This is a genomic window from Pseudomonas sp. SWRI22 (genome assembly GCF_014268395.2).
Taxonomy (GTDB): domain Bacteria; phylum Pseudomonadota; class Gammaproteobacteria; order Pseudomonadales; family Pseudomonadaceae; genus Aquipseudomonas; species Aquipseudomonas paracarnis.
In genome coordinates, this window is the sequence record NZ_JABWQK020000003.1 from 694,044 (window position 1) to 717,895 (window position 23,852).

23 protein-coding genes are annotated in these 23,852 nt (G+C 60.4%); 16 read left to right on the forward strand and 7 right to left on the reverse strand.

Annotation, left to right across the window (positions count from 1 at the left end):
- Positions 1-9 precede the first annotated feature (9 nt).
- The 3 genes from HU730_RS26190 (at position 10) to HU730_RS26200 (ending at position 3,547) form a co-directional block, all read left to right on the forward strand.
- On the forward strand, positions 10-906 hold the full coding sequence (locus tag HU730_RS26190; protein WP_072447259.1) for a LysR family transcriptional regulator: 897 nt from the start codon (positions 10-12) through the stop codon (positions 904-906).
- 103 nt (positions 907-1,009) lie between these two features.
- Complete coding sequence (locus tag HU730_RS26195; protein WP_186527651.1) at positions 1,010-1,903, forward strand: NAD-dependent epimerase/dehydratase family protein; 894 nt, start codon at positions 1,010-1,012, stop codon at positions 1,901-1,903.
- A 198-nt stretch (positions 1,904-2,101) separates the two neighbouring features.
- A complete protein-coding gene (locus HU730_RS26200) occupies positions 2,102-3,547 on the forward strand; it encodes a SulP family inorganic anion transporter (RefSeq protein WP_089042347.1) in 1,446 nt (481 codons plus the stop codon).
- 121 nt (positions 3,548-3,668) lie between these two features.
- Here the strand turns inward: HU730_RS26200 and HU730_RS26205 are convergent, their stop codons facing one another.
- Entirely contained in the window at positions 3,669-4,043 is a 375-nt protein-coding gene (locus tag HU730_RS26205) for a lysozyme inhibitor LprI family protein (protein ID WP_060765099.1), read from the reverse strand.
- 243 nt (positions 4,044-4,286) lie between these two features.
- Here HU730_RS26205 and HU730_RS26210 point away from each other — a divergent pair, with 243 nt between their 5' ends.
- From HU730_RS26210 to HU730_RS26230, 5 genes are all read left to right on the forward strand, one after another.
- Positions 4,287-5,636, forward strand: a complete 1,350-nt coding sequence (locus HU730_RS26210; RefSeq protein ID WP_232104138.1) for a gluconate:H+ symporter — start codon at positions 4,287-4,289, stop codon at positions 5,634-5,636.
- 20 nt (positions 5,637-5,656) lie between these two features.
- The gene (locus HU730_RS26215; RefSeq protein ID WP_186527653.1) at positions 5,657-6,517 is read left to right on the forward strand and encodes a MurR/RpiR family transcriptional regulator; all 861 of its coding nucleotides are present in this window, start codon (positions 5,657-5,659) and stop codon (positions 6,515-6,517) included.
- 1 nt (position 6,518) lies between these two features.
- A complete protein-coding gene (locus tag HU730_RS26220; RefSeq protein ID WP_089042350.1) occupies positions 6,519-7,997 on the forward strand; it encodes a D-aminoacylase in 1,479 nt (492 codons plus the stop codon).
- Positions 7,998-8,110: 113 nt separating this feature from the next.
- Positions 8,111-10,558, forward strand: coding sequence for a DUF6543 domain-containing protein (locus HU730_RS26225; RefSeq protein ID WP_186527654.1), 2,448 nt, complete (start codon positions 8,111-8,113; stop codon positions 10,556-10,558).
- A gap of 76 nt (positions 10,559-10,634) precedes the next feature.
- On the forward strand, positions 10,635-11,003 hold the full coding sequence (locus HU730_RS26230) for a glyoxalase superfamily protein (RefSeq protein ID WP_186527655.1): 369 nt from the start codon (positions 10,635-10,637) through the stop codon (positions 11,001-11,003).
- A 74-nt stretch (positions 11,004-11,077) separates the two neighbouring features.
- Here the strand turns inward: HU730_RS26230 and HU730_RS26235 are convergent, their stop codons facing one another.
- On the reverse strand, positions 11,078-12,997 hold the full coding sequence (locus HU730_RS26235; RefSeq protein ID WP_186527656.1) for a methyl-accepting chemotaxis protein: 1,920 nt from the start codon (positions 12,995-12,997) through the stop codon (positions 11,078-11,080).
- A gap of 255 nt (positions 12,998-13,252) precedes the next feature.
- On the opposite strand from HU730_RS26235, the gene HU730_RS26240 reads away from it, so the two are divergent.
- Entirely contained in the window at positions 13,253-13,870 is a 618-nt protein-coding gene (locus tag HU730_RS26240; RefSeq protein ID WP_034128752.1) for an FKBP-type peptidyl-prolyl cis-trans isomerase, read from the forward strand.
- Between the two features lie 60 nt (positions 13,871-13,930).
- Here HU730_RS26240 and HU730_RS26245 read toward each other — a convergent pair whose 3' ends face one another.
- The 3 genes from HU730_RS26245 to HU730_RS26255 form a co-directional block, all read right to left on the reverse strand.
- Entirely contained in the window at positions 13,931-14,188 is a 258-nt protein-coding gene (locus tag HU730_RS26245; protein ID WP_005791321.1) for a hypothetical protein, read from the reverse strand.
- A 160-nt stretch (positions 14,189-14,348) separates the two neighbouring features.
- Positions 14,349-14,690, reverse strand: coding sequence for a zinc ribbon domain-containing protein YjdM (locus tag HU730_RS26250; protein WP_034128750.1), 342 nt, complete (start codon positions 14,688-14,690; stop codon positions 14,349-14,351).
- 170 nt (positions 14,691-14,860) lie between these two features.
- A complete protein-coding gene (locus HU730_RS26255; protein WP_003194086.1) occupies positions 14,861-15,829 on the reverse strand; it encodes a polyprenyl synthetase family protein in 969 nt (322 codons plus the stop codon).
- A gap of 239 nt (positions 15,830-16,068) precedes the next feature.
- Between HU730_RS26255 and rplU the strand changes: the two genes are divergently transcribed.
- From rplU to HU730_RS26290, 7 genes are all read left to right on the forward strand, one after another.
- Positions 16,069-16,383, forward strand: a complete 315-nt coding sequence (rplU, locus tag HU730_RS26260; RefSeq protein WP_007950961.1) for a 50S ribosomal protein L21 — start codon at positions 16,069-16,071, stop codon at positions 16,381-16,383.
- 34 nt (positions 16,384-16,417) lie between these two features.
- Complete coding sequence (gene rpmA, locus HU730_RS26265; protein WP_003176049.1) at positions 16,418-16,675, forward strand: 50S ribosomal protein L27; 258 nt, start codon at positions 16,418-16,420, stop codon at positions 16,673-16,675.
- Positions 16,676-16,867: 192 nt separating this feature from the next.
- Entirely contained in the window at positions 16,868-18,091 is a 1,224-nt protein-coding gene (cgtA, locus tag HU730_RS26270) for an Obg family GTPase CgtA (protein WP_003194084.1), read from the forward strand.
- Positions 18,092-18,200: 109 nt separating this feature from the next.
- Positions 18,201-19,319: a glutamate 5-kinase gene (gene proB, locus HU730_RS26275; RefSeq protein ID WP_019817476.1), complete on the forward strand. Its 1,119-nt coding sequence runs from the start codon at positions 18,201-18,203 to the stop codon at positions 19,317-19,319.
- A 16-nt stretch (positions 19,320-19,335) separates the two neighbouring features.
- Positions 19,336-19,800: a CreA family protein gene (locus HU730_RS26280; RefSeq protein WP_089042353.1), complete on the forward strand. Its 465-nt coding sequence runs from the start codon at positions 19,336-19,338 to the stop codon at positions 19,798-19,800.
- 102 nt (positions 19,801-19,902) lie between these two features.
- Positions 19,903-20,385 (forward strand): glutathione peroxidase, encoded by a 483-nt coding sequence (locus tag HU730_RS26285; RefSeq protein WP_054896977.1) that lies wholly within the window; start codon positions 19,903-19,905, stop codon positions 20,383-20,385.
- 193 nt (positions 20,386-20,578) lie between these two features.
- Positions 20,579-21,682 carry an NADH:flavin oxidoreductase gene (locus tag HU730_RS26290; protein ID WP_034128747.1) on the forward strand — a complete coding sequence of 368 codons (1,104 nt, stop codon included), beginning with the start codon at positions 20,579-20,581 and terminating at the stop codon, positions 21,680-21,682.
- Here the strand turns inward: HU730_RS26290 and HU730_RS26295 are convergent.
- On the reverse strand, positions 21,651-22,853 hold the full coding sequence (locus HU730_RS26295; RefSeq protein ID WP_034128746.1) for a glycosyltransferase family 1 protein: 1,203 nt from the start codon (positions 22,851-22,853) through the stop codon (positions 21,651-21,653). The two genes, HU730_RS26290 and HU730_RS26295, sit on opposite strands and share 32 nt — an antisense overlap.
- Positions 22,854-22,907: 54 nt before the next feature.
- Complete coding sequence (gene cysZ / locus HU730_RS26300) at positions 22,908-23,672, reverse strand: sulfate transporter CysZ (protein ID WP_054896976.1); 765 nt, start codon at positions 23,670-23,672, stop codon at positions 22,908-22,910.
- Positions 23,673-23,852: the final 180 nt, after the last annotated feature.

A 23,852-nucleotide genomic window follows, 5' to 3' on the forward strand; every position in this document is an offset into this window, starting at 1 on the left:
GGACCGCCCGTGAAAGCCCGTTCCGATGAGCTACAGATCTTCGTCAGCGTGATTGAATGCGGCTCGATTTCCGCCGCCGCCGAAAAAGTCGGGCAAACGCCATCGGCAGTCAGCCGCACCTTGTCGCGCCTGGAAGCCAAGCTCGACACCACCTTGATCAACCGCACCACGCGGCGCATGGACCTGACCGAGGAGGGCAAGTACTTCTTCGAGCAGGCCAAGCTGATCCTGGCGCAGATGGATGAGCTGGAAGAGCGCCTGTCATCGCGCCAGAAAAAACCGGCCGGCCGCCTGCGTATCAATGCCGCTGTGCCGTTCATGCTGCATGGGGTCGTGCCGTATATCGCCGAATTTCGCAGCCTTTACCCGGATATCCAGTTGGAGCTCAACAGCGATGATTTGATCATCGACCTGCTGGAGCAAAGCACCGACATCGCCATTCGCATCGGCGCCCTTGCCGACTCGACCCTGCATGCGCGTTTCCTGGGCAGCACGCCGCTCCATGTTCTGGCCAGCCCCGGATACCTCAAGCAATACGGCACGCCGACGACCGTTGCCGAGTTGGCTGATCATACCTTGCTGGGCTTCACCCACACCGAGACCCTCAACCACTGGCCGCTGCGTCACGGCGAAGGTGACCGCTGGCTGATTCAGCCCGGCGTCAGCGCGTCCAGTGGCGAAACCCTGCGTCATTTGGCGCTGCAGGGGCAGGGCATTTGTTGCCTGTCGAATTTCATGACCGTCGATGACATCGACGCCGGCCGTCTGGTGCCCATATTGGAGGTATTCAACAGCGGTTATCGCCAGCCGATCCACGCGGTGTTCTATCGCAACTCGCAATTGGCACTGCGCATCCAGTGCTTCCTGGACTTTATTCAGGCCAAGCTGGCGCGGTATGCGCGCTGATTCGTGACCTGAGCGCAAGAGTGAATTGGGCCGCACGGGCTTATTCGGCAGTAGTGGGGGCTGGATACTGGGCGCATCACTTACCCAGTCAGGAGCAACCTCCATGAATGTATTCGTTACCGGTGCAGCAGGGTTTATCGGCGGTTCGATCGCCACCGGCCTGGTCAACGCCGGCCATCACGTCACCGGCCTCGTGCGCAGCGCCGAGCAAGCCGCCGAAATGACTGCCCTGGGCATCACGCCGGTGATCGGCACCCTCGACGACGCAGCGGTATTGACCGAGCAGGCGCAGAAGGCCGATGCGGTGATCAACGCCGCCAGCAGCGACCACCGAGGCGCCGTGCAAACTTTGCTGGCCGCCTTGAAAGGCTCGAACAAGCCGTTCCTGCATACCAGCGGTTCGAGCATCGTCGGCGATGCGTCGGGCGGTAAAGCCAGTGAAGTCATCTACTTTGAAGACAACCTGCCTGAGCCGACCGTCGACAAGGCTGCCCGCGTGGCCATCGACAACCTGATCCTCGCGGCGGCCAATGACGGCGTGAATTCGGCGGTGATCTGCAACACCCTGATCTACGGCCACAGCCTGGGCGTGAAGCGTGACAGCGTGCAATTGCCGCGCTTGCTCAAGCAGGCGCGCAAAAGCGGGGTAGTGCGCCATGTGGGCAGCGGGCAAAACATCTGGTCCAATGTGCATATTGAAGATGTGGTCGCCCTGTATCTGCTGGCGCTGACCAAAAACGTCCCGGGTACTTTCTACTTTGTGGAAAGCAGCGAAGCAGCATTCATCGACATGACCACGGCGATTGCCCAAGCGCTGAACCTGGGCAAACCACAGGATTGGCCATTGGCCGAGGCTGAGGCCGAGTGGGGCTATGAAATGGCCAACTATGGCTTGGGCTCCAATAGCCGAGTGCGCGGCAAGCACGCTCGTGAGCTGTTGGGTTGGGTGCCCAAGCGTACTTCGGTGGTGGAGTGGATTCGCGACGAGATGGTGTGATGTTCGCTTAGCACCGCGGTGCGGTCATCGCAGGCAAGCCAGCTCCCACATTTTTCAGGCGTGAACCCTGTCAAATGTGGGAGCTGGCTTGCTCGCGAAAGGGGCGACTCGGTGTATCGGACCTGACACTTCACTAGCCCCACCCGCCGCAATTCCGTACCATCCCCCGCCTAATTCCCCGCAATTCCGTGGTACTCCATGAACCTCACCCGTCTGCGCGCCGACGCCTTGGCCGGCCTCACCACGTCTTTCGCCTTGCTGCCCGAATGCATCGCCTTTGCGCTGGTGGCTCATCTCAACCCGCTGATGGGCCTCTACGGTGCTTTCATCATTTGCACCCTCACCGCGTTGTTCGGCGGCCGCCCGGGCATGGTCTCGGGCGCCGCCGGTTCGATGGCGGTGGTGATCGTCGCGCTGGTGGTGCAACACGGCGTGGAGTATTTGCTGGCGACGGTGTTGCTGGGCGGGTTGATCATGGTCGCTTTCGGCCTGCTGCGCCTGGGCAAGCTGGTGCGCATGGTGCCGCATTCGGTGATGCTCGGCTTCGTCAACGGCCTGGCGATCATCATTGCGCTGGCGCAACTGGAGCATTTCAAGAGCGGTGAAACCTGGCTCAGCGGCACGCCGTTGTACGTGATGACCGGGCTGGTGGCGGCAACCATGGCCATTGTGTATCTGTTGCCTCGTCTGACCCGTGCTGTACCGCCCGCGCTGGTGGCGATTCTCGGTGTGGGCCTGGCGGTGTACCTGCTTGGCCTGCCGACCCGCACTTTGGGCGATATGGCGCACATCGCCGGTGGCTTGCCGACTTTCGCCCTGCCGCAGATCCCCTGGACCCTGGAAACCCTCGGCATCATCGCGCCCTACGCGTTTTTGATGGCGATGGTTGGCCTGTTGGAAACCTTGCTGACCCTCAACCTCACCGACGAAATCACCGAGACCCGTGGTTATCCTGACCGCGAAAGCGTGGCCCTGGGCGCGGCGAATATGGTCTCGGGCCTGTTTGGCGGCATGGGGGGTTGCGCGATGATCGGGCAAACCGTGATCAACCTCAGCTCCGGCGGGCGTGGGCGTTTCTCCGGGGTGTTTGCCGGGGTGATGATTCTATTGTTCATTCTGTTTCTGTCGCCACTGATCGAGCGGATCCCGCTGGCGGCGTTGGTGGGCGTGATGTTCGTGGTGTCGCAACAGACCTTCGCCTGGGCGTCGTTGCGGGTGATCAACAAGGTGCCGCTCAATGATGTGCTGGTGATCATGGCGGTGACGATCATTACGGTGTTCACCGACCTGGCCACCGCCGTGCTGTGCGGTATCGTCATCGCCGCGCTGAACTTCGCCTGGCAGCAGGCGCGGGAACTGTACGCCGATGAACACCTGGAGGCCGATGGCAGCAAGCTCTATCGGCTGCATGGCACGTTGTTCTTCGCCTCGACCACGCCGTTTTTGAATCAGTTCGACCCGGCCAACGACCCGGCCCAGGTCACACTGGATTGCCGTCACCTGAGCTTTGTCGACTATTCGGCGATTGCCGCCCTGATGACCCTGCGCGAGCGCTACACCAAGGCTGGCAAGCACCTGCGGGTGCTGCATTTATCCGAGCGCTGCAAAAAACTGCTCAAGCGCGCCAAGGTTCATCACGACTGATTGAGCCCCTGTGGCGAGGGAGCTTGCTCCCGCTGGCGTGCGAAGCGCGCCCAGGATTTTGGGGCCGCTGCGCAGCCCAGCGGGAGCAAGCTCCCTCGCCACAGGGGGAGAGCTGTAGCAGTTACGGGCCGACCAGGTCTTCCAGCTCCTGGGCGCGGGTCTGGGTCATGTCCAGCACGCAGCCTGAGCCGTTTACCTGATCAATCGTGCCGCCGGTGGCGCTGCCTGCGAAGGCGCAGTTGGCGTCGCGGTATTTGATCCACAGGCGCTGCAGGTCTTGCAGTTGCTGTTTGCGCGGCCCTTCCTGGGCGGCGAGGGCGGTCTTGTAGGCGCGGTTCAGGCGGTCGTCCTGCACCTTGGTTTGCCGGGCGTTGCAATTGACCATGTCTGCGGTGGTATTGGCGCTGTCCATGCATTTTTTCAAGGCAGGGTTGTCGGCGGCATAAGCGCTGCTGCACAAGAGCAGGACGCTGGCGGCAATTGTGGTGCGAATCATGAGCGGGTTCCTGGGCAATGGATGCGCATTCTATGACTCAAGGGCAGCGACTGAGTTTCCGCCTTCTCTGATCTTCATGTAAGAACACCCCCCGAATTTTCATCCACCCATGTCGGGCATATCCCCAAGCGACAGCGCTTATCCGTGGGCGAAAATTACTTTCATGAAAATTGAAAATGCTCCTCGGGAATGATTTATGAGTTTCACAACCAATTCGACGTGACCCTTTCCGAGGAGTACCGCATGGCCGCATCACCGGGCTTCGGGCTGTTGGCATACGCTGCCATCGCCATCATTGCATTGATCGTGCTGATCGCACGCTACCGACTCAACCCCTTTATCGTGATTACCCTGGTGTCCATCGGCCTGGCGCTGATGGCCGGGATGCCGGCGGACACCATCATGGGCTCGTACGAGGCGGGTGTCGGCAAGACCCTGGGGCATATCGCCCTGGTGGTGGCGCTGGGCACCATGCTCGGCAAGATGATGGCCGAGTCGGGCGGCGCCGAACAGGTGGCGCGCACGCTGATCAACCGCTTCGGTGAGCGCAATGCCCACTGGGCGATGGTGTGTATTGCGTTTCTGGTGGGGCTGCCGCTGTTTTTCGAGGTCGGCTTTGTACTGCTGGTGCCGATTGCCTTTACCGTGGCGCGACGCGTGGGCGTGTCGATCCTGATGGTTGGGCTGCCGATGGTCGCCGGCCTGTCGGTGGTGCATGCGTTGGTGCCGCCGCACCCGGCGGCGATGATGGCGGTGCTGGCCTATAACGCCTCGGTCGGGCAGACGGTGCTGTATGCGATTTTGATTGGCATCCCCACGGCGATCATTGCCGGGCCCGTCTACGCCAAGTTCATCGTGCCGCACATTCATTTGCCAGCGGAAAACCCGCTGGAGCGCCAGTTCATCGAGCGTGAACCGCGTACGCGCCTGCCCAGCTTTGCACTGACCATAGGCACCATCCTGTTGCCGGTGGTGCTGATGATGATCGGCGGCTGGGCCAACGTGATTTCTACGCCGGGCAGCGGTTTCAACCAGTTCCTGTTGTTTATCGGCAACTCGGTGATCGCCCTGTTGGTGGCGACCCTGGTGAGTTTCTGGACCTTGGGCCTGGCCCAGGGCTTCAACCGCGAGTCGATCCTCAAGTTCACCAACGAGTGCCTGGCGCCGACCGCCAGCATTACCTTGCTGGTGGGCGCGGGCGGTGGTTTGAATCGCATCCTGGTGGACGCAGGCGTGACCAATGAAATCCTCGGCCTGGCCCATGCGTTTCACTTGTCGCCGCTGGTAATGGGCTGGCTGTTCGCGGCGTTGATGCGTATCGCCACGGGCTCGGCCACGGTTGCCATGACCACCGCGTCCGGAGTGGTCGCGCCGGTCGCCTTGGGCCTGGGTTATCCACACCCTGAATTGCTGGTGTTGGCGACCGGTGCAGGCTCGGTGATCTTTTCCCACGTGAACGACGGCGGCTTCTGGCTGATCAAGGAATACTTCAATATGACGGTCATCCAGACCTTCAAGACCTGGACCGTACTCGAGACCCTGATTTCGCTGGTCGCCTTCGGCCTGACCTACGGTCTGTCCCTTGTGTTATGAGCCTGTAACCCGGAGCCCCCATGGACATCCTCTATCAGATCCGCGCCCGCCAGGACACTTTCAGTGCCGGCGAAGGGCGTATTGCCAAGCTGATGCTTGAGGATGTGGGCTTTGCCGCGTCCGCCAGCCTGGAGGAACTGTCGCAACGGGCTGAGGTGAGTACCGCCACCTTGTCACGCTTCGCCCGCAGCGTGGGCTGCCGTGACTTGCGCGATTTGCGCCTGCAGTTGGCCCAGGCCAACGGCGTGGGCAGCCGCTTCCTGGACCCGGCGGGCAAGCCAGAACAGTCAGCGTTTCATCGGCAGATTCTGGGGGATATCGAGGCGACGTTGCGTCAGCACCTTTCGGGTTTCAATCAGCGCAGCTTTGGCGATGCGGTCAAGCTATTGGGTAAGGCCCGGATGATCCATGCGTTCGGCATGGGCGGGCCGTCGAGCCTGTGCAGCGATGAGTTGCAGGTGCGCCTGGTGCGTCTGGGCTATCCGATTGCCGCCAGCCACGACCCTGTGATGATGCGTGTCACGGCGGCGACCCTGGGGCCCGAACATGCCGTGATCGCCTGCTCACTCACGGGCCTGACCCCGGAGTTACTGGAGGTAGTGACGCTGGCGCGCAACTACGACGCGCGGATCATTGCCATCACCCTTGCCGATTCGCCGCTGGCGCAGTTGGCGGATGTCGTGCTGCCGCTGCAATCGGCGGAAACCAGTTTTATCTACAAGCCCACTGCGGCCCGCTACGGCATGCTGCTGGCTATCGACCTGCTCGCCACCGAGTTGGCGCTGGCCCTGCCGGACGACAACCAGGAACGCCTGCGCCGGATCAAACTGGCGCTGGACGATTACCGCGGCGGCCCTGGTAGCCTGCCGCTTGGAGATTGATATGAAGTACGACACGCTGATTCGCCAGGCGCTGATCATCGATGGCAGTAACACCCCAGGGTATGTCGCCGATGTGGGCGTGCAGGCAGGGCGCATCCGTACGATTGGCGACTTGTCCACAGCCCAGGCCGAGCAGATCATCGACGGCCATGGCCGGGTATTGGCACCGGGTTTTATCGACGTGCACACCCACGACGACACGGTAGTGATTCGCCAGCCGCAGATGCTGCCCAAGCTCAGCCAGGGCGTGACCACGGTGATTGTCGGCAACTGTGGTATCAGCGCTTCGCCGGTCAGTTTGCGCAGCGACCCGCCGGACCCGATGAACTTATTGGGCAACCGTGAGCAGTTCTGTTATCCGCGGTTCAGCGATTATCGCAACGCGGTGCAGGGCGCCCATCCGGCAGTGAACGTCGCGGCATTGATCGGTCACACGGCGCTGCGCAGCAACCATATGGACGACCTGCATCGCACCGCCACACCGTATGAAATCGCGGCCATGCGCGTGCAGTTGCAAGAGAGCCTGGAGGCCGGTGCCCTGGGGTTATCCACAGGCCTGGCCTACGCCAGCGCCTTCAACGCCAAGACCGATGAAGTGCTGCAGCTCGTTGAGGAGCTGACGGCCTACGGCGCGGTGTACACCACGCATTTGCGCAGTGAGTTCGAGCCAGTGCTGGAAGCAATGGATGAGGCGTTTCTGATCGGTCGACACGCCAGGGTGCCGGTGATCATTTCCCACCTTAAATGCGCCGGTGCCGGTAACTGGGGGCGCAGCCCGCAGCTGTTGGCGGCCCTGGAAGCAGCGGCAAAAGATCATCCGGTGGGTTGTGATTGCTACCCCTATGCCGCCAGCTCCTCGACCCTGGACCTCAAGCAGGTGACTGACGCGTTTCGCATCACCATCACTTGGTCCACACCGCACCCGGAAATGGGCGGGTGTGATTTGCAAGAGATTGCCGCCCAGTGGGGCGTTTCGCTGATGGATGCCGCCCGCCGTTTGCAACCTGCGGGGGCGGTGTACTACGGCATGGATGAGGCGGATGTGCGGCGCATTCTTGCGCATCCGTTGTCGATGGTGGGGTCGGATGGGTTACCTGAAGATCCGTTTCCTCATCCGCGCTTGTGGGGCGCTTTCCCACGGGTGCTAGGGCATTTCAGCCGGGATGTCGGATTGTTCCCGTTGTACACGGCGATACACAAAATGACCGGGCTGTCGGCGGCGCGTTTCGGCTTGGCCCAAAGAGGAGAAATTCGCGAGGGGCACTGGGCTGACCTGGTGCTCTTCGACCCTGCGCGGGTGCGTGACATGGCGGATTTCAAGACGCCTCAGCGTGCGGCCGAAGGGATTGAGCGTGTGTGGGTAAACGGCGTCTTGAGCTACAGCGAAGGGCAGTCGAACACACGGCGTGCGGGTCGTTTTCTGGCGCGCAGCGGTGATTTGCGCCGAGGTTTTCAGCTTGGTGCGCGGGATGCGATCTGACAGTGCTCGGCCCGATAGCGTGTCTGAATATGGCCAATCAGCGCTTACAAAAAGCTAATTGATTGCAAAGGACGGCTCTCTAGCATGTGCAGGTCTTATTACGGAGAGCCTGTATGAACACTCAGCCTGTAAGCCCCAGCCAACTCGCTAACCGGGCCGGCAACGCCGTCATTTCATCTACCGTCACGTCGCCTGACGCCGCGGTGAATGAGGGCGTCGATGCGATGTCGGCGTTCCCTTTTCCGCGTGACACGATCAAAGGCTGGATCCAGGAAAAAGTCTGGAACCTGACCAATCAATGGATCGACCCCGACAAGGTATACCTGCATCAGTTTTCTCCTGCCAACAGTACCCACACTGGCAGCGCCGTGACCGGGTGGGAACATCGCGGAGTTCCCGAGTCGTCCATGACGCTGACCGATGCCGTGGCCAGTGATTTTTTCTCGGCGGAACGCTACGGCACGGCCGGCAAGGCTCAGGCGCTGGCGCATTTCGTGTCTTCGAATACCAGCCCGTTTTCGTTGCTGGACAGCGAAAGTGTGCCGGATTTTTTCAGCCGGCTGGGCAAGTTCATTTTCGACCGGACGGGGCCGGGATACCTCTACTCGAAAATTCACGATGACGTGCCCAACGCCGTGGAGACCTGGCGTGATCTGGACGCCGCCTATGGCCTGTACCTGGATGGGCCGGGAAAAGGTACCTACGACGCCGGCAACCAACTGCGCATGAAGCCCAGCGAGCTGTTGAACCTGGTGCGTGAGGGGGACCTGCAGAAAAAGGTGATGACCAGGCTGGACAATTTTTGGATGCAGCACGGCGACGAGTGGCGGATGCTGGCCAAGCAACAGTTCGTGATGGAGGCCCGTGCCGCGCGCGCCCTCAACCAACAAGACTCCAGCCAGGGCCTGAGCCCGCAGGATTATGCCGAGGTGATGAAAGCGGCGGCGTCAGGTGTACCGCTCGAGGGGCCGATGTCCAAGGCCCAGTTACAGGCGCAGACGACGCCGGGTCCGGACACCAGGGTGTTTTGCTTCGACATCAATGGTTATAAGTCCAATGACATCCTGCGCTTCATCTCCAAGAGTGGTACCGAAACCCTCTATGTCCCCGGCGCAAAACCCGCGATCCAGACTTTCAAGGACCGAGCCGCCGTGGACCAGTGGGTGCTCGAACAAAGCAAGGACCCCGCCAAAGCCAAAGCGCTGGAGGAGCATTTCTCGCTGCGTGATCGTCAGCAGGGCGTGTTTGGCGCCCTGAGTGCCAACGGCGTGGACGTCACCCTGGCCAAGCTGGGTGCAGGCACCCAGGCAGCGAATGACAGTGTTATCGATACTTTGAATTATCCAATCGGCGGGGACGTGTTTTCCTTCATGGCCAGCCAGACACGACAACGCATCGACAATGATGCGGATACCGAAATGAAATCCAACGCCGAAGTGCGCAAGGACGACGCACTGGCTCTGTTGCAAGCCGGCAACGCAATATTCTCCATCCCCATGGCCTTGCTCGGGCCTATTGGGCTGGCGCTTGGCGCCGTCTCTTACACGGCACAGGTAGGAATGGAAATCGAACAGGCCGTGGAGGGTGACACTCAGGCCGAGCGCAAGAACGGGCTGCATTCGGCGGTGATGGACGTCGCGACGATGGCTTTTTTTCACGCCCTCGGCAAGGCCGGCCCTTCCACGGCCGACCCCGCTGTCGAGTCCGGCGCTCAACCGACGACGGCGCAAAAACCGTTTTTCAACTATCGCCGCGTGAACGGGCAGATCGGTGTGCTGATGAGTCCGACCGAACCTGCGCGGCTACCCGAAAAACCAGCAAACGGGTTGAATCCTGCGTGGGACCCATCCATGGAGATTTACCTGCAAGGGGGGGCCAAGCGTCCCTCAGTGCAGCCCCGGTATGAGATCGTCGAGGAGGGCCCGTCTACGGCGAAGGAGCCCAAACTCGAGGACTCGGAAAACGAACTGTCGGAGAATGAGGAGTCGCCGTCTTCGGTGGTTTCCGATGCCACGTCATCCGGGGATTACGAGCCGTACGACGATAGCAACGTGCTCAAGGTCAATCCGTTCAAGGCCGGTGTCCAGGTGCCTGATGGTGGGTATTTCAACAGTCGAGGCATGATTGAACGTACCGATATACCCAAGTTGTACCGCGTCGAAAAGGCGGATCGCGTAGAGCGTCGCGGTGATCCGGCAAATTATGGTTTTCGGGACTCAAACTTCTTTTCCGGGCCTGCAAAAATGATGGACGGCAATGTTGTGATGGCGTCTCGCTCAAAGGCGGCGGCGATACATTTTGGTGATGCTGCACTCGGCGGCAAGTACCACCTTTACGAAATCGACAGTCGCGGTGTTCCCGTCGTCTCTTTCAACGAAAATATCGAGGTAAACCCGCAGTTCGTCGAGGCTCGCCAGTGTGTGGCGCCTGGCACCATCGAGCGGATGCGCAAGTCGGGCCACTTGAATCAGTTTGAAGAAAGTTCCTATGAGTTCGATGAAGTGCATGTGGACAATGATCAACTGTCGAGCGCAAGGATCAGGGAAATTCACCATCATTGAGCGTGTTCACTTTGAGCGCTTGCTGAGCTAGGGTGGTCGCTCGCCAGCAACGAGCGACCGGCACTTGGAGAGTTATATGCACTTAGGAAAAGTCACCCCCATCCTGCGGATTTTCGACGAGGCCAAGGCGTTGGAGTTCTACGTCGATTTCCTGGGGTTCAAGGTCGATTGGCAGCATCGCTTCGAGGCGAATTTTCCGTTGTACGTGCAAGTGTCGCTGGGGGAGTGTGTGCTGCACTTGTCCGAGCATCATGGCGATGCTTCGCCAGGGGCGGCTGTGCGGATCCAGGCCCAAGGGGTCGATGCGTATCAGCAGCAATTGCTGGGCAAGGAATACCGGTATGCCAAGCCTGGGGTGGAAGACACGCCGTGGGGGACGCGGGAGATGAGCATCAGAGACCCGTTTGGGAATCGGTTGGTGTTTGTTGAGGAGAGCGAGGGCTGATTATCCCATGGGCTGTTCGCAGGTAAGGCCCTTGTGGCGAGGGAGCAAGCTCCCTCGCCACAATAGTTGTGGGGCTACACCCGGAAATGACTGACCATCTGCTGCAACTGGCTACCCAGGCGTGCCAGTTCAACACTCGATTTGGCTGTCTCATCACTGGCCGTAGCGGTCTGCTCAGACACGTCACGCACGTTCACGATACTGCGGCTGATCTCTTCCGCCACGGCGCTCTGTTGTTCGGCGGCCGCGGCAATTTGCTGGTTCATCGACTGGATATTGGACACCGTGCGGGTGATGCTTTCCAGGGACACACCCGCCTTGCGCGTCAGCTCGACACTGCTGTCGGTGAGACTGCGGCTGTTGTTCATCACGTTGGCCACTTGTTGGGTACCGTTCTGCAAACCGGCTACAAGGTCTTCGATTTCTTCGGTGGACTTCTGTGTACGCTGCGCCAGGCCACGCACTTCGTCGGCGACCACGGCAAAGCCTCGACCAGCTTCCCCGGCACGCGCAGCTTCAATGGCGGCGTTAAGTGCCAACAGGTTGGTCTGTTCGGCCACGGCCTTGATCACGTCCATCACGCTGCCGATCTTGTTGCTCTCTTGTTGCAGGTGCGTCATGGCGTCGGTGGAGCGCGCCACTTCGGCCGCCAGGCGTTCGATCTGGGCGATGGCTTCAGCCACCACTTTATCGCCTTCGCGGGCCTGGCCGTCAGCGTCGGAAGCGGCTTGGGAAGCCTGTTCGGCATTGCGTGCAACTTCCTGCACGGTGGCGGTCATTTCATGCATGGCGGTGGCGACCTGATCGGTCTCGATCTTCTGGCTGTTCACGCCGGCGCTGGTCTGCTCGGTCACCGCTGACAACTCTTCGGCGGCGCTGGCGATCTGAGTGACGCCGTCGCGAATGCCGCTGATCAGCTCGCGCAGGGTGGTGCCCATGCGCTGGATGCCTTGCTGCAACACGCCCAGTTCGTCACGACGGGTCACCTGGATGTTGTGGCTCAGGTCGCCCGAAGCGATGCGCTCCACCACGGCCAGGGTGTCCTGGATCGGGCGGGTGATCTGGCGGGTGATCACCCACGCGGCAATCACGCCGACCAACAGGGCCAGCAAGGTGCTGATCAGTTGCAGGCTGCGGGCCTGGGTGCTTTCGGCGTCGCGACGTTCCAGTTGGATGTCGTACAGCTTGTCGCTGATTGTCACGATGTCGGCGCCCTGGGTGGTCATTTCGGCACGGGCGGTGACGATATTGGCATTGGCCGCCTTGTAGCTCTGCACGGCGCTGCGGTAGGCGCCTAGCGCGGTTTCCAGTGCGGACAATGCGCTTTGCTGGCCAGTACCGAAGGCAACGCTGAGGCCTTTCAAACCGGCGACAGCTTTTTCCAGCTGTGTAGCCGCGCGGGCTTCGGTTTCTGCGTTGGGGCTATTGGTATAGCCGCGCACTTCGTAGCGAGCCTGCATGAATTCGTTCTTGGCCTGGGTCACGGCCAGGAACTGCGTGAAGCGTTCCGGGCTGTCGGATGACTGCTGCACACTGGTTTCCAGCGCATTGATTTGCGCGTTGGCAATGTCGGCCTTGGCGCCCATGACATCGCGCGCAGCGTTGCCATTGCGGTAGGCCTCGCGCATTTTGTTCAGGGACTGGCGGTAAGCGGTAATGACGGCTTTCTGCTCATTGAGCAGCTTGAGGTTTTCCGGGCTCTTGAAGCTGTCGAGCAGCTTCTGTTGCTGGGCGGCGAAGGCATCGAGGCTGGTCTGCACGTTCTGCGCCACAGCTTCGTCGCCATTGGCCAGCATGTATTGCAAGCGGACGATACGCAGCTTGGTCAGCGAGGCATTGAGCTGGGTGATGTCGCTCATCCAATTGCTACGGTCGATCAAGCCGCCCAGGCTGGTCCAGCCAGTGAGTGCCAGGATCGAGGTGAGGACCAGCACCAGGCCGAAGCCCAGGCCGAGTTTGAGATTGACGCTGATGTTACCGAACCAGCTGTTCATCGAAAGCTCCTTGAAGAGTGATGTCTGTCTGCTGGACGGTGTGTTTTTGTTTGAGCCAGCCAAGATGTGTAGGGCTGTATCGGCGGGAAAGGATGATTCTGAAATACTTTTATTGTTCGTCGACGAAGGGTCGCCGGCGCGCAACGGCGATGCCGGGGTGGGGCTGATCACGGCCCGCTCATGTGTGCTAGTCTGCGGGCCCTTTTAGTTCTGGGCGGCGCGGGAAACCGTGGCGTCCTACAGCGGAGCCTCTTCATGTCCGAAGTTAATCTGTCCACCGACGAAACCCGCGTCAGCTACGGTATCGGCCGTCAGTTGGGCGACCAACTGCGCGACAACCCGCCACCGGGCGTCAGCCTGGACGCGATCCTGGCCGGCCTGACCGACGCTTTCGCAGGCTCGCCAAGCCGTGTTGACCAAGAACAAATGGCGGCCAGCTTCAAGGTGATCCGCGAAATCATGCAAGCCGAAGCCGCTGCCAAGGCCGAAGCTGCAGCGGGCGCTGGCCTGGCTTTCCTGGCAGAAAACGCCAAGCGTGATGGCATCACCACCCTGGCTTCCGGCCTGCAATTTGAAGTGCTGACGGCCGGTACCGGCGCCAAGCCGACCCGTGAAGACCAAGTGCGTACTCACTACCACGGCACCCTGATCGACGGCACTGTGTTCGACAGCTCCTACGAGCGCGGCCAGCCTGCAGAATTCCCGGTGGGTGGCGTGATCGCCGGCTGGACCGAAGCCCTGCAACTGATGAATGCCGGCAGCAAATGGCGCCTGTACGTGCCGAGCGAACTGGCTTACGGCGCTCAAGGCGTTGGCAGCATCCCGCCGCACAGCGTTCTGGTATTCGACGTCGAGCTGCTCGACGTTCTGTAAGGCCTGCTGGTTACCTGTTGGGACGAACGCGTTCGCCCCAACAGGTATTTGCCAGTTTCTTCATGGATGGAACTTGCCATTCAAGTCGGTCGCCGGGCGCAACGCTCGTGCATAGCAGAACAGAAACAGATTCCTCACCACTTCCTTCAGCACCCCAGGCTCACTGGAACTCAGGCCGTTCACGTCCAGATCGCCCTGGTCCTGCAGCTCGTTCAGCGCTTCTTCCTCAAGCACCGCACAGACTTCACCGGTTTCCCGATGCAGGATTCGCAGGTAAGGGTGGGGGCGATCCAGCCAGGCATCTATCAAATAAGTCATGGTCGTTCTCCTTGATGGGTTTCAATGAGAATAATTCTTATTCGTAGAATAGCAAGCGTCTATTGGCAATTTCTGGGTTTTTCTGTGTGGGTATTGCGTTCGATCAACGCAGAGGGCGAAACGCCATCCCGCGGCGGGCGCGGGATGGAATGCAGCAGGTTCAGACTTTGCGCACGAACTCGGACTTGAGTTTCATCGGGCCGATCCCGTCGATCTTGCAGTCGATATCGTGGTCGCCGTCGCACAGGCGGATGTTCTTGACCTTGGTGCCGACCTTGACCACCAGGGAAGTGCCCTTGACCTTGAGGTCCTTGATCACGGTGATGGTGTCGCCATCCTGCAGGACGTTGCCCACAGAGTCTTTCTTCACGGTCTCATCGCCGACCACTTCGGCCTCGCCGTTGGCGGACCACTCATGGGCGCATTCCGGGCAGACCAGTTGGGCGCCGTCTTCGTAGGTGTATTCGGAATTGCATTTTGGGCAGGGTGGCAACGTGCTCACTAAAGCTCCTAGAAAGTCAGGGATGGCTAAAAGTCGCACATTATATAGGGTTTTAAACGCGGGTGGGGTTGGACTCGTCCTAATGTGGGAGCTGGCTTGCCTGCGATAGCGGCAGTGAATTCACTCCCGTCATCGCAGGCAAGCCAGCTCCCACATTAAACAGCGCGGAATCAGTGAGTACGGGCGACCGCAAACTCACTCAGCTCAACCAGAGCATCCCGGTATTCACTGGCCGGCAGCGCTTCCAGGCATGTGATCGCCCGCGCCACGTAGTCACGCGCCAGTTGCGCGGTGTACTCCAGGGAGCCCGAGGCTTCTACGGCGGCACGGATGGCTTCCAGGTCTTCGATCCCGCCTTTCTGGATCGCCTTGCGCACCAGGGCAGCCTGTTCCGGCGTGCCTTCGCGCATGGTGTAGATCAGCGGCAAGGTCGGCTTGCCCTCGGCCAGGTCGTCACCGACGTTCTTGCCCAGGGTTTCAGCGTCGCCCTTGTAGTCGAGCAGGTCATCCACCAGTTGGAACGCCACGCCCAGGTGATCACCGAACGTGCGCAGGGCCTCGGCCTGTTCGGCGGTGGCGCCACACAGCGCGGCTGCACTGTGGGTAGAGGCTTCGAAGAGCATCGCGGTTTTGCCGCGAATCACTTCCATATAGGTTTCTTCAGTGGTGCTGGCATCGCGGACTTTGGACAGTTGCAACACTTCGCCTTCGGCGATGATGCGTGTGGCCTGTGAAAGAATCTTCATCACGGGCATCGAGCCCAGCTCGACCATCATTTCGAACGAGCGCGAATACAGGAAGTCGCCCACCAACACGCTGGGCGCATTGCCCCACATCGCGTTTGCGGTCTCGCGACCACGGCGCATGCCGGACATGTCGACCACGTCGTCATGCAGCAGGGTGGCGGTGTGCAGGAATTCGATCGTGGCGGCCAGCAGGCGCAGGTCATCGCCTTGACGGCCCAGGGCCTTGCCGCACAGCAACACTAATAAAGGACGCAGGCGTTTGCCGCCCGCCGACGTAATGTAGTCGCCAATTTTGGAGACCAGCGGCACTTTAGACGTCAGCTGCTGCTTGATGATGCCGTCGACGGCGCTAAAATCGTCCGCGACCGCGCGGTAGAAAGCTTGGGGTTGCATCAGCGACAGTCGCTCCAGAAGGGTTGCGCGGCATGCTAGGACCCTGACCCCCGGGTGTCAAGGCGCGATAGACGGCCCCTTGCAAGCCTCCCATAGCTTGCGTACAATCGCGCACCCTGAACTTCCTGGGCAGCACCTGCCTTACGCAATTGCATTCGGGACGTCCATCCCATGCAGCCATGCCAGCCAATACCTCTTCTTATAAAGCGCTGGGTGAGCAGGATTATCGGAGAAATACCATGTCGTACGCAGTAATTGTTACTGGTGGCAAGCAATACAAAGTCGCCCCAGGTGAATACCTGAAGATCGAGAAACTGGAAGTCGCTACTGGCGAATCCGTTACTTTTGATCGCGTTCTGTTGGTCGCCAATGGCGATGACGTGAACATCGGCGCTCCAGTTGTTGCTGGCGCTACCGTTGTGGCTGAAGTGATCTCCCAAGGTCGTCACGATAAAGTCCGCATCATCAAGTTCCGTCGTCGTAAGCACCACATGAAGCGTATGGGCCACCGCCAGTGGTACACCGAGATCAAAATCACCGGTATTCAGGCTTAATTTCAGCCTAATTCCTCACTAGGAGAATTGACTCATGGCACACAAAAAAGCTGGTGGTAGTACCCGTAACGGTCGCGACTCAGAAGCCAAACGCCTTGGCGTGAAGATGTATGGCGGCCAGAAAATCATTCCGGGCAACATCATCGTGCGTCAGCGCGGCACCCAATTCCACGCCGGTTACGGTGTTGGCATGGGTAAAGATCACACCCTCTTCGCTAAAATCGAAGGCGTGATCAAGTTCGAAGTAAAGGGCGCGTTCAACCGCCGTTACGTGAGCGTTGTCGCAGCTTAATTGCGAGATCGCTGGAAAAGCCCTGTCTTGCGACGGGGCTTTTTCGTTTGTGGAGTGAGTCTCTTGCAAAGCTGTTTGTGATGAGCTCAGGCGCAGGTTTGCGGTCGCTGATTGAGGTCGCTGCGCTCATTTTTGCAAGAGTCTTATGTCTTGGTTTCTTAAGCTCGTCCATGCGGCGAGAGGCGTTTTGTTATGAAGTTCGTTGATGAAGTTTCCATCCGAGTAAAAGCAGGCGACGGCGGTAACGGTTGCATGAGTTTCCGTCGCGAAAAATTCATCGAAAACGGTGGTCCAAACGGCGGTGACGGCGGTGACGGCGGTTCCATCTACATGATGGCCGACGAAAACCTCAACACCCTGGTCGACTACCGTTACACCCGGCACTTCGATGCCGAGCGTGGCTCCAACGGCGGCAGCACCGACTGCACCGGTAAAAAAGGTGAAGATCTGGTACTGCGCGTACCGGTCGGCACCACGATCATCGACTCTGCGACCCAGGAAGTGATTGGCGACCTGACCAAGGCCGGCCAGAAGCTGATGGTTGTGCAGGGCGGTTGGCACGGTCTGGGTAACACCCGATTCAAGTCCAGTACCAACCGTGCACCGCGCCAGACCACGCCGGGCAAGCCGGGCGAGCAGCGCGACCTGAAGCTGGAAATGAAAGTACTGGCGGACGTGGGCCTGCTGGGTCTGCCGAACGCGGGTAAAAGTACGTTCATTCGCTCGGTGTCGGCTGCCAAGCCGAAAGTCGCCGACTACCCGTTCACCACCCTGGTGCCAAACCTGGGCGTGGTCAGCGTCGACCGCTGGAAAAGCTTCGTAGTCGCCGACATTCCTGGCTTGATCGAAGGCGCTTCCGACGGCGCGGGCCTGGGTATTCGCTTCCTCAAGCATTTGTCCCGCACCCGTTTGCTGCTGCACCTCGTCGACATGGCGCCGCTGGATGACACCAGCGCCGCAGACGCCGCCGAAGTCATCGTCAGCGAGCTGACCAAGTTCAGCCCGGCCCTGGCCGAGCGCGATCGCTGGTTGGTACTGAACAAGTGCGACCAGATTCTTGAAGAAGAGCACGAAGAGCGCGTCAAGGAGATCGTTGATCGCCTGGAGTGGGAAGGTCCGGTCTACGTCATCTCGGCCATCGCCAAAGAAGGCACCGAGCGCCTGACCCGCGACATCATGCGTTACCTGGAAGACCGTGCCGACCGCCTGGCGGCCGACCCGGTGTACAAGGCCGAACTCGCCGAACTCGACCAGCAGATCGAAGACGAAGCCCGCGCCCAGTTGCAGGCCCTGGACGACCAGCGTGCTCTGCGCCGCAGCGGCGTGAAGTCGGTCCACGACATCGGCGACGATGATTGGGACGAAGAAGACGTGGATGATGAAGACGGTCCGGAAATCATTTACGTGCGTGACTGATCCGTTGCGATAAACTTGAACGCCGCTCTCTGGAGCGGCGTTTTGGTATCCGGGTATAACGTTATGGGCAGCGCTGGGTCGCGCGGCCCTCACTCTAAGGTTGAAGATGATGCGGAGCAAAGTGACAGGTGCGCAGCGCTGGGTCGTGAAAATCGGCAGTGCGCTGTTGACGGCGGATGGCAAAGGTCTGGATCGCGCAGCCATGAGCGTCTGGGTCGAGCAGATGGTGGCCTTGCATGAAGCAGGCGTTGAGTTGGTGCTGGTGTCGTCCGGAGCGGTTGCCGCCGGGATGAGCCGCCTCGGCTGGACCGCGCGACCCAGCGCGATGCATGAACTGCAAGCCGCTGCCGCCATCGGCCAGATGGGCCTGGTGCAAGCCTGGGAGTCCAGCTTTGCCGAGCACGGCCGCCACACGGCGCAGGTGTTGCTGACCCACGACGACCTGTCCGACCGCAAGCGTTACCTCAACGCCCGCAGCACCTTGCGCGCGCTGGTGGAGCTCAAGGTCATCCCGGTCATCAACGAGAACGACACTGTGGTCACCGACGAAATCCGCTTCGGTGACAATGACACCCTGGCCGCCCTGGTGGCCAACCTGGTAGAGGCTGACCTGTTGGTGATCCTCACCGACCGCGATGGCATGTTCGACGCCGACCCGCGCAACAACCCCGATGCCCAGCTTATCTATGAAGCCCGCGCCGACGACCCGGCGCTGGATGCGGTCGCCGGCAGTGTCGGTGGTGCCCTGGGCCGTGGCGGCATGCAGACCAAACTGCGCGCCGCTCGCCTGGCCGCGCGTTCCGGTGCCCACACCATCATCGTCGGCGGGCGCCTGGAGCGCGTGCTTGATCGCCTCAAGGCCGGTGAGCGCATCGGTACGCTGCTGTCGCCGGAACGCGGCATGCTGGCGGCGCGCAAGCAATGGTTGGCCGGGCACCTGCAAACCCGTGGCACGCTGGTGCTGGATGCGGGGGCCGTATCGGCCTTGTCCCAAGGCAACAAGAGCTTGCTGCCGGTGGGTGTGAAGTTGGTGCAGGGCAGCTTCCGCCGTGGCGAGATGGTGGTGTGCGTTGCGCCAGACGGTCGCGAGATTGCGCGCGGCCTGGCCAATTACAGCGCCCTGGAAGCACAGAAGATTATTGGACAATCTTCCGACGCCATTGTCGGACTCTTGGGCTATATGGCGGAACCGGAACTGGTTCACCGCGACAACCTGATCCTGGTTTAACCATAGGAAATACACGATGCGCGTGATGAAGGGATTGCTCGGCCTGCTGTTGGCCATACCGCTGCTGGCTTCGGCCGAAGAAGTCGGCCAGGTGTCGACGGTGTTCAAGTTCGTCGGCCCCAACGACCGGATTGTGGTTGAAGCGTTTGACGACCCCAAGGTCGATGGCGTGACCTGCTACTTGTCGCGTGCCAAGACCGGCGGGGTAAAGGGCGGCCTGGGCCTGGCTGAAGACCGTGCCGAAGCCTCGATCGCTTGCCGCCAGGTGGGCCCGATCCACTTCAAGGGTGAGCTCAAGGACGGCGACGAAGTGTTCAAGGAGCGCACCTCGCTGGTATTCAAGACCATGCAGGTGGTGCGTTTCCTTGACAAGAAGCGCAACACCCTGGTGTATCTGGTCTATAGCGACCGTTTGATCGAAGGCAGCCCGCAGAATGCGGTGACGGCAATTCCGATTCTGCCCTGGCCGACCGCTCAGTAACCTGCAGGCGAGTTTTGTCACCGGCGTCTATGATTGCAGCTTTGCCGGTTGTAAGCTCCGAAGGGCTGCAATGCAAAGAACATGGGATATCTGGAGTTCGTCATGAGTGCTTTCCACGATCTGAAACTCAAAGCCCTGGACGGACAAGCGCTACCGCTGGCGCCTTTCAAGGGCCAAGTTGTGCTGGTGGTCAATGTTGCGTCCAAATGTGGTTTGACCCCGCAATACGCGGCGTTGGAAAACCTCTATCAGCAGTACAAGGACCAAGGGTTCACAGTGCTCGGCTTGCCATGCAACCAGTTTGCAGGCCAGGAGCCGGGCACCGAGGAGCAGATTCAGCAGTTCTGCAGCCTGAACTACGGCGTGACCTTTCCACTGGGCAGCAAGATCGAGGTCAACGGGCCTGATCGGCACCAGTTGTACCGTTTGCTGGCGGGCGAGGGCGCTGAATTCCCCGGGGATATCACCTGGAACTTCGAGAAATTCCTGTTGGGTAAGGATGGCCGTGTACTTGCGCGCTTCTCACCACGCACGCCCCCGGAAGACCCCTCCATCATCCAGGCCATCGAAAAAGCCTTGAGCTGACGTCAGTGAAGGCCTGATCGTTCCTACGCTCTGCGTTGATCGTTGATCGTTCCCACGCTCTGCGTGGGAATGCCACCCTGGGCGCTCCGCGTCCCGCTTTTACTCCTTAATCATTTAGATCAATAGTGCTACTCAGCGCTGCAGGCTCTCCATATTATCCGCATCATAAATTCACTCTCCCGTGGAGCGTTCCATGCCCGTCCAAGCCTTGTTCAAACCCTTCCAGCTCGGTGCATTGCAACTGTCGACCCGCGTGGTCATGGCGCCCATGACCCGCTCGTTCTCCCCTGGCGGCGTACCCAATTCCAAAGTCATTGAGTACTACCGCCGCCGTGCCGCTGCCGGTGTGGGCTTGATCATCACTGAAGGCACCGTGGTCGGGCACCCAGCCTCCAATGGCTACCCCAACGTGCCGCATTTCTACGGTGAAGCCGCCTTGGCTGGCTGGAAGAAAGTGGTCGATGCAGTCCACGCCGAAGGCGGCAAGATTGTTCCGCAGCTGTGGCATGTGGGCAGTGTGCGCCGTATGGGCACTGAGCCTGATGCCAGCGTGCCGGCTTATGGCCCGATGGAAAAGCTCAAGGACGGCAATGTCGTTGTGCACGGCATGACCAAACAGGACATCAAGGACGTGATCAACGCCTTCGCCCAGGCCGCCAAGGATGCCCAGGCCATCGGCATGGACGGCGTGGAAATCCACGGTGCCCACGGCTACCTCGTGGACCAGTTCTTCTGGGAAGGCAGCAACCAGCGCACCGACGAATACGGTGGCAGCCTGGCCAACCGTTCGCGCTTCGCCATTGAGCTGATCCAGGCCACCCGCGCCGCTGTCGGCCCGGACTTTCCGATCATCTTGCGTTTCTCCCAGTGGAAGCAGCAGGACTACACCGCGCGCCTGGTGCAAACCCCTGAGGCGTTGGGTGAGTTTCTCAAGCCACTGTCTGACGCTGGCGTGGATATTTTCCACTGCTCCACACGTCGTTTCTGGGAGCCGGAATTTGAAGGCTCCGACCTTAACCTCGCCGGTTGGACGCGTCAGCTAACCGGTAAGCCAACCATCACGGTAGGCAGCGTGGGCCTGGATGGCGAGTTCCTGCAGTTCATGGTCAACACCGACAAAGTTGCCCAGCCTGCCAGCCTGGAGAAACTGCTGGAGCGCCTGAACAACGATGAGTTCGACCTCGTGGCAGTGGGCCGTGCCTTGCTGGTGGACCCGGATTGGGCGGTGAAGGTGCGCGAAGGGCGCGAGAGTGACATCTTGCCCTTCAGTCGTGAGGCGTTGATGACTCTGGTGTGAGCGGTAAGAGGGCGGGCACCGGTTGGCCGTCCTCGCATACCCCGCGCAACTGGCGCTCGAACTGCTCGATAATCGCCGGCCAGCCCTGACGGCTGGCATGTTGTCGGGCGTTCAAGCGCACTCTGCGCAACGTTTCGCGCTCCTCCAGCAGCCAGATGGCCGCGTCGCAAAATGCGTCTTCATCCCCAGGCATCGACAGTGCGCCGCTATAGCCATGGCGCAGATGCTGGCTCGCGGCGGCCTGGTCGTAAGCCACCACGCCCAGGCCAGACGCCATCGCTTCAAGCACCACATTGCCGAAGGTTTCGGTCAGGCTGGGGAACAGGAACAAATCCCCTGAGGCGTAATGCCTTGCCAGCTCTTCGCCGCGCTGCGTTCCGCAGAACACTGCATCGGGCAAATCGTGTTCCATCGACGAGCGCTGGGGGCCATCACCGACCACAATCAGCTTCATCCGCCGCATTGGATAGGCAGCCTGCAAGGCATCAAAGCAGCGCTTGAGCAGCCTCAGGTTCTTCTCTTGGGCCAGGCGTCCCACATGCAGCACAGCAATATCGTGGTTCTCCAACCCCCAATTTTCACGCATGGCGTTATCGCGTTTGGCCGGGTGGAACAATTGGCTGTCGACACCCCGGGATAACATATCCAGACGCTCAAAATGCCGGCGCTCCAGCTCCAGGCGCTGGCTGGCGCTCGGTACCAGGGTCAGGCTCGAGCGGTTATGAAACCAGCGCAGGTAATGGGTGACCACGCGGCTCAACAGGCTCAAGCCATACTGGTTCGAATACTGCTGAAAGTTGGTATGAAAGCCGCTGACTACGCCGATCCCCAGGCGCCGCGCAGCGCGCAGCGCCGAGAGCCCCAGCGGCCCTTCCGTGGCGATATACAGCACATCCGGGCGTTGCCGCGTCCAGCGGCGCAGCAACTTGCGCATTGACGATTGGCCCCATTGCAAGCCTGGATAGCCCGGCAGTGGCCAGCCGCGGCACAGCAACAGTTCATCGTCGCTGGAGCGGTTTTGGTCGGCACTCTGGCGTGGGCGTACCAGCTCGACCTGATGGCCGCGTGAACGCAAACCCTCGCACAGGCGGCCAAGGGTATTGGCCACCCCGTTGATTTCCGGCGGGAAGGTTTCGGTAATGAGGGTGATGTGAAGCGAGGCTGTCGTCATGACCCACAGTGTCTGCGTGGGCCATGTCGTCATTGTGTCAGGGCGATGATGGATTTATGACTTGGCCACCGCCGGCTGCGCCATCGCCTCGGCGCCTTGCTCCCGCACCCAGAACAACGTCGCCCCGGCCACCGCCGCTGGCATCATCAACAGGTTGACCACCGGCACCAGCAGTACCAGGTAGACAATGCCGCCAAAACTCATGCTCTGCCAGCGTTTCTGGCGCAGCCACGCGAGCATTTCGTTCCAGCCCAGCTTGTGGTTGTCGGCCGGGTAGTCGATGTACTGGATCGCCATCATCCACACGCCAAACAGCAGCCACAACGGCGCCGCGATCAGGTTGACCACCGGGATGAACGACAGGATGAACAGGCCGATGGCACGTGGCAGGAAGTAACCCAGCTTGCGCATCTCCCGCGCCAGGGTGCGCGGGACCATGGCAGCCAGCTCACCCCAACTGAACGGCGGGAAGTCGTCGGTGCCACGTACCACGACCTCGACCTTCTCGGCGAGAAACCCGTTGAACGGCGCGGCGATAATATTGGCGAGCATGGTGAAGGTGAAAAACACCATCAGCACCACCAGCACGACAAACAGCGGCCACAACAGGTAATTCAAAAAGCCTAGCCAGTGGGGCAGCGTCGGCATCAAGCTGTCGACCCACAGGCTGAACTGATGGCCGGCGAAATAGATCAATCCGACGAACAGCACCAGGTTGATCGCCAACGGCAACAGCACAAACAGGCGCAGGCCTGGGCTCAACACCAGTTTGAGGCCTTCACGCAGGTATTGCGGGCCGGAAAGAGCAGGGGCGGGCATGGGGTACTCCGAGCAAAATGGCGAACGCGCCGACCTTACCGGCTTTGCACCTGATGTGAAAGCGCGGGCAGGTAGGCGACATCCAGGGTTACAAAGGTGTCGATTAGCTTGATTGCACGCATAGAGAACACCTATGAGCTGGATTGTTATTGCGTATTTCCTTAATCTTGCCCCCCTCGA

Coding starts and splice junctions, on each gene's coding strand:
- HU730_RS26195 (WP_186527651.1), top strand. CDS start 1,010: ATGAATGTATTCGTTACCGGTGCAGCAGGGTTTATCGGCGGTTCGATC.
- HU730_RS26200 (WP_089042347.1), top strand. CDS start 2,102: ATGAACCTCACCCGTCTGCGCGCCGACGCCTTGGCCGGCCTCACCACG.
- HU730_RS26205 (WP_060765099.1), bottom strand. CDS start 4,043: ATGATTCGCACCACAATTGCCGCCAGCGTCCTGCTCTTGTGCAGCAGC.
- HU730_RS26210 (WP_232104138.1), top strand. CDS start 4,287: ATGGCCGCATCACCGGGCTTCGGGCTGTTGGCATACGCTGCCATCGCC.
- HU730_RS26215 (WP_186527653.1), top strand. CDS start 5,657: ATGGACATCCTCTATCAGATCCGCGCCCGCCAGGACACTTTCAGTGCC.
- HU730_RS26220 (WP_089042350.1), top strand. CDS start 6,519: ATGAAGTACGACACGCTGATTCGCCAGGCGCTGATCATCGATGGCAGT.
- HU730_RS26225 (WP_186527654.1), top strand. CDS start 8,111: ATGAACACTCAGCCTGTAAGCCCCAGCCAACTCGCTAACCGGGCCGGC.
- HU730_RS26230 (WP_186527655.1), top strand. CDS start 10,635: ATGCACTTAGGAAAAGTCACCCCCATCCTGCGGATTTTCGACGAGGCC.
- HU730_RS26235 (WP_186527656.1), bottom strand. CDS start 12,997: ATGAACAGCTGGTTCGGTAACATCAGCGTCAATCTCAAACTCGGCCTG.
- HU730_RS26240 (WP_034128752.1), top strand. CDS start 13,253: ATGTCCGAAGTTAATCTGTCCACCGACGAAACCCGCGTCAGCTACGGT.
- HU730_RS26245 (WP_005791321.1), bottom strand. CDS start 14,188: ATGACTTATTTGATAGATGCCTGGCTGGATCGCCCCCACCCTTACCTG.
- HU730_RS26255 (WP_003194086.1), bottom strand. CDS start 15,829: ATGCAACCCCAAGCTTTCTACCGCGCGGTCGCGGACGATTTTAGCGCC.
- rplU (WP_007950961.1), top strand. CDS start 16,069: ATGTCGTACGCAGTAATTGTTACTGGTGGCAAGCAATACAAAGTCGCC.
- rpmA (WP_003176049.1), top strand. CDS start 16,418: ATGGCACACAAAAAAGCTGGTGGTAGTACCCGTAACGGTCGCGACTCA.
- cgtA (WP_003194084.1), top strand. CDS start 16,868: ATGAAGTTCGTTGATGAAGTTTCCATCCGAGTAAAAGCAGGCGACGGC.
- proB (WP_019817476.1), top strand. CDS start 18,201: ATGCGGAGCAAAGTGACAGGTGCGCAGCGCTGGGTCGTGAAAATCGGC.
- HU730_RS26280 (WP_089042353.1), top strand. CDS start 19,336: ATGCGCGTGATGAAGGGATTGCTCGGCCTGCTGTTGGCCATACCGCTG.
- HU730_RS26285 (WP_054896977.1), top strand. CDS start 19,903: ATGAGTGCTTTCCACGATCTGAAACTCAAAGCCCTGGACGGACAAGCG.
- HU730_RS26290 (WP_034128747.1), top strand. CDS start 20,579: ATGCCCGTCCAAGCCTTGTTCAAACCCTTCCAGCTCGGTGCATTGCAA.
- HU730_RS26295 (WP_034128746.1), bottom strand. CDS start 22,853: ATGACGACAGCCTCGCTTCACATCACCCTCATTACCGAAACCTTCCCG.
- cysZ (WP_054896976.1), bottom strand. CDS start 23,672: ATGCCCGCCCCTGCTCTTTCCGGCCCGCAATACCTGCGTGAAGGCCTC.